The organism is Pseudoalteromonas sp. MMG005 (assembly GCF_018101015.1).
GTDB lineage: Bacteria > Pseudomonadota > Gammaproteobacteria > Enterobacterales > Alteromonadaceae > Pseudoalteromonas > Pseudoalteromonas aurantia.
The window spans coordinates 1-3,693 of the sequence record NZ_JAGJEK010000048.1; the positions used below are offsets into that span (position 1 = coordinate 1).

A 3,693-nucleotide genomic window follows, 5' to 3' on the forward strand; every position below is an offset into this window, starting at 1 on the left:
TTGCTGATTAAGCGCACCATATGTCAATTGCTCCGCACCAGATACCACCGCTATTGCTTGTGAATTCGCCGCAGCTTGACGCTCAAATAACTCATGTAACAACACATTTTGTTCATACGCCCTGTCTGTGTCATTTAACGTTTCTGTTAAATACTGCTGCTCTATATCACTGAGCATCATCAGTTGTGATAAAGGCAAGTCTTGGGGCTGCTGTAACAAGCTAGTCAATACTCGATTAAAATGACTATCAAACAGCTCTATCGTCTGGGCATGAAATAGATCAGTATCATAAACCCAAGTCACGGAACATTGATTATCAATCATAGACACGCCTATGTCTAAGTCATACTTAGTCGATGTAACTTGTTTTGAAATAGCGTCAAACTGAACACCTTGTAACGCCAATTGAGGTGATGAGTTCGGGCTCTCTTGAAACATACTCAACATAACTTGAAAGATAGGCGTATGTTGTAAGCTCCGTTCCACTTGGCAATGTTCGACTATTTGTTCAAATGGTAAATCTTGGTGACTTTGTGCGGCCAAATTAGTGTCGCGAATATGGTGTAAAAACTCCAAGACTGACCCATGCTCCATCGATGATTTTAAAATTAATGTGTTAACAAAAAAACCGATAAGTGGCGATAATGCACAATCCTGACGATTTGCTACAGGCGTCCCTATGATAAACTCTCTTTGGTTACTATGGCGACATAGCACTATACTTAAAGCCGCATGAAATACCATAAATGGTGTCATTCCTTGGCTTTTAGCAAATTCGGTAATTGCAGACGCTGAATATGAACTCGTTACTTTGGCTCCATGATTCCCTTTACTACTAGGTCTGGGCTTATCTAAAGGTAAGCCATGTAATAAAGGCGCATCTGCAAGTTGCTTTTGCCAATAATTCAACTCATTTGCTAAACGACTTTCAGTTAACCAATCTTGTTGCCACTGAGCAAAATCAACATATTGAATCTCAAGTGGTATACTCCTCGAAGGCTGACCTGTCATAAGCGCCGTATATTCAGCAATAAACTCCCGTATGAGAATATTCATTGACCAGCCATCTGAGGCAATATGATGCATATTGAACAACAATACACCTTGATCAACTGCTGCTGTGACAATAAAACTTGCTCTTAACATCAAATCATTACTTAAATCAAAGTTCGCCCTTGCATCGTGAGTTATGAGCGTATCAAGCTGAGAGTCCTGCGTTGTACTATCAATACCGGTAAGGTCTATGCGTTTAACTTGAAACACAAAATCTGAATTTACCTGCTGACGTGGCTCTCCCTCAATTTCAACATAGGTTGTTCGCAAGATTTGATGTCGCCAAATGAGGCGTTCAATCGCTTTTTCAGCAATATCTATCGAAAAACTGCCAGACACTTTAATTGCTTTTGGAATGTTATATTGCGCGCTTTGTCCTTCAAAACGATCGATAAACCAAAGTCGTTGCTGTGCATAAGATAACGGGAACAATCCATCATAAGAAGCAAGCGCCGTAATTTGGGGCTTAGACTCAGCATCTACTTGATCTAAAAACTGAATAACCGCTTGTTTATGCTTTAGTATTCTTTGTTTGATCTCATCAGGAAAAGACGTAACCGAGAGCTTATATTTTAATTGTCCACCTTCAGTGTAAAGATAAACACCCGAAGACGTCGCTTCTGCAACTAACTGACTGATACTCATAACTAACTTTCCCTATAGGTTTTTATTCTTATTATTGAGCATCAAATTAAGGCCTGTCTTACGCACGTGTGACTGCGCTGGCAAACTAGACAACCTCCACTACATGATCCTTCCCACACCAACTTAAGTAATTACTCGGTAAGTTTAAAAACCAAGCCTTTAAGTTAACAGATGTTAACTATTGAACATTTTTGATACTGCCATGTCAATGAAAAGCGACCAACACTTAACATTTATATTTACACAATAAATAAAATGGCAGTTAACATTATGTGTTAACTGCTTAAACAAACCGCCTTACAGTGTCCCCTCTTCGACAATATCTGTTCTATTGACTTGCTCTTTGAGGGTCCGAATTGTCAGTAGTTGCATCACCTTCTCTCCTAAAGAAGCGATATCAGGATTAGCTATCAATTCGGCCAAAGTGAGTTCTAACTGCCAATGCTGATTAATTTCAGCTAACAAACGGACCAACAACAACGAATGCCCTCCAAGCTCCATAAAATGATCATAAACACCAATTTGCTCACTAGGGATGCTCAGTAACGTCTGCCAAATCTGGACCAGCACTGTCTCAACTTCATTACGAGGTAGCACCTTTTTTTCGTCAATATCCATCGCTACCTTAGCTAATGCAGATTTATCCACCTTGCCACTGGGCTGTAACGGCCACTCCTGCATGAATATAATACTCGATGGCACCATAAATATGGGTAAGCTTGCGCGTAATTGCCGCTTCACCTGCTCGGTAAACGCTGACGGCTGTGCTACTGCTTCCTTAGCCTCAATATAAGCAATCATGCGTGTATGACCCTGACTATCTTGGTCTACATTAACCACGGCCTTATGAATGTTCTCTAATAATGTGATCTGGCGCTCTACTTCAAGTGGCTCAACCCGATGACCACGTATTTTTATTTGTTCATCGGCTCTACTTAAATACTCAAGATCACCATTAGCAAGGTAACGTACTAGATCCCCTGTACGATAAAGGCGTTTACCTAATGCGATATTTGGTACATTTACAAACCGATCTGCTGTCAAACTTGGGCGATTAACATAACCACAAGCGACACCTTGACCAGCGACATATAATTCACCGGCAACACCTAAAGGGCAAAGTTGTTGGTCACTATTAAGAACATAAAGCGCAGTATTTGGCAAAGGTCTACCTATCGTAATTGCCTCGTTAACATTGACCTGGGAGATACTCGCACATATTGTTACTTCGGTTGGTCCATAAAGGTTAAAAACAGGATAGTGATTAGCCCAGCGCCAGCCAAGTTCTTCACTACATGCTTCACCACACGCCCCCAATACTTTAAAACTATAACGTTCATGGTAGGGTAAGTAGGCGATATAAGATGGGGTTAGACACGTATGTGTGATCTGATTATCCTCAAGATATTGCGCCATTGTTTGTGGTTGTAACTTAACACCATCACTGCAAATATAGAGGCTCGCCCCTTGTGTTAATGCCCATATCCACTCAAATACAGACGCATCAAAGCAAGGTACAGAGAACTGTAACACTCGAGCATTAGGGCCTGATGGCAAGCGTTCGGCCAATGCAAATGCTAAATTTACAGCGCCCTGATGCTGAATTGCCACACCTTTAGGTTTACCTGTGGTTCCCGATGTATAAATGATGTAGGCATTACTAGAGGGCTCAGGCAATTGCTGCGTATCTATTTTAACCGGTTGTATATTATCCGCTTTCTTTGCCTCGCACATACACAGAGTGCTCAACGTAAACGACTGCAAATCAGCTTCTAATGCTTCCTCAGTCAAAATACAAGTTGCACCTGAATCTTCAAGCATATATTCAGTTCTAGATTTCGGGTAGTTCGGGTCTAAAGGCAGATATGTACCACCGGCTTTTAAAATAGCCAGTATGGCAACCATCATTTGTGCTGTTCGCTCAACATAAAGCGCGACAATATCTCCAGGCATAAAATCAGAGTGTGCGAGTAAATAATCGCGAACCTGGTTGGC

The 3,693-nt window shown here is 41.3% G+C and carries 2 protein-coding genes; both read right to left on the reverse strand.

All coding sequences use genetic code 11. The annotated features are described in order from the left end of the window. Positions 1-1,698: condensation domain-containing protein (locus J8M01_RS23555; RefSeq protein WP_247671262.1), on the reverse strand; the 1,698-nt coding region annotated here is incomplete at its 3' end. Between the two features lie 297 nt (positions 1,699-1,995). Further along, a partial coding sequence (locus J8M01_RS23560) for a non-ribosomal peptide synthetase (protein WP_211059570.1) occupies positions 1,996-3,693 on the reverse strand: 1,698 nt, incomplete at its 5' end.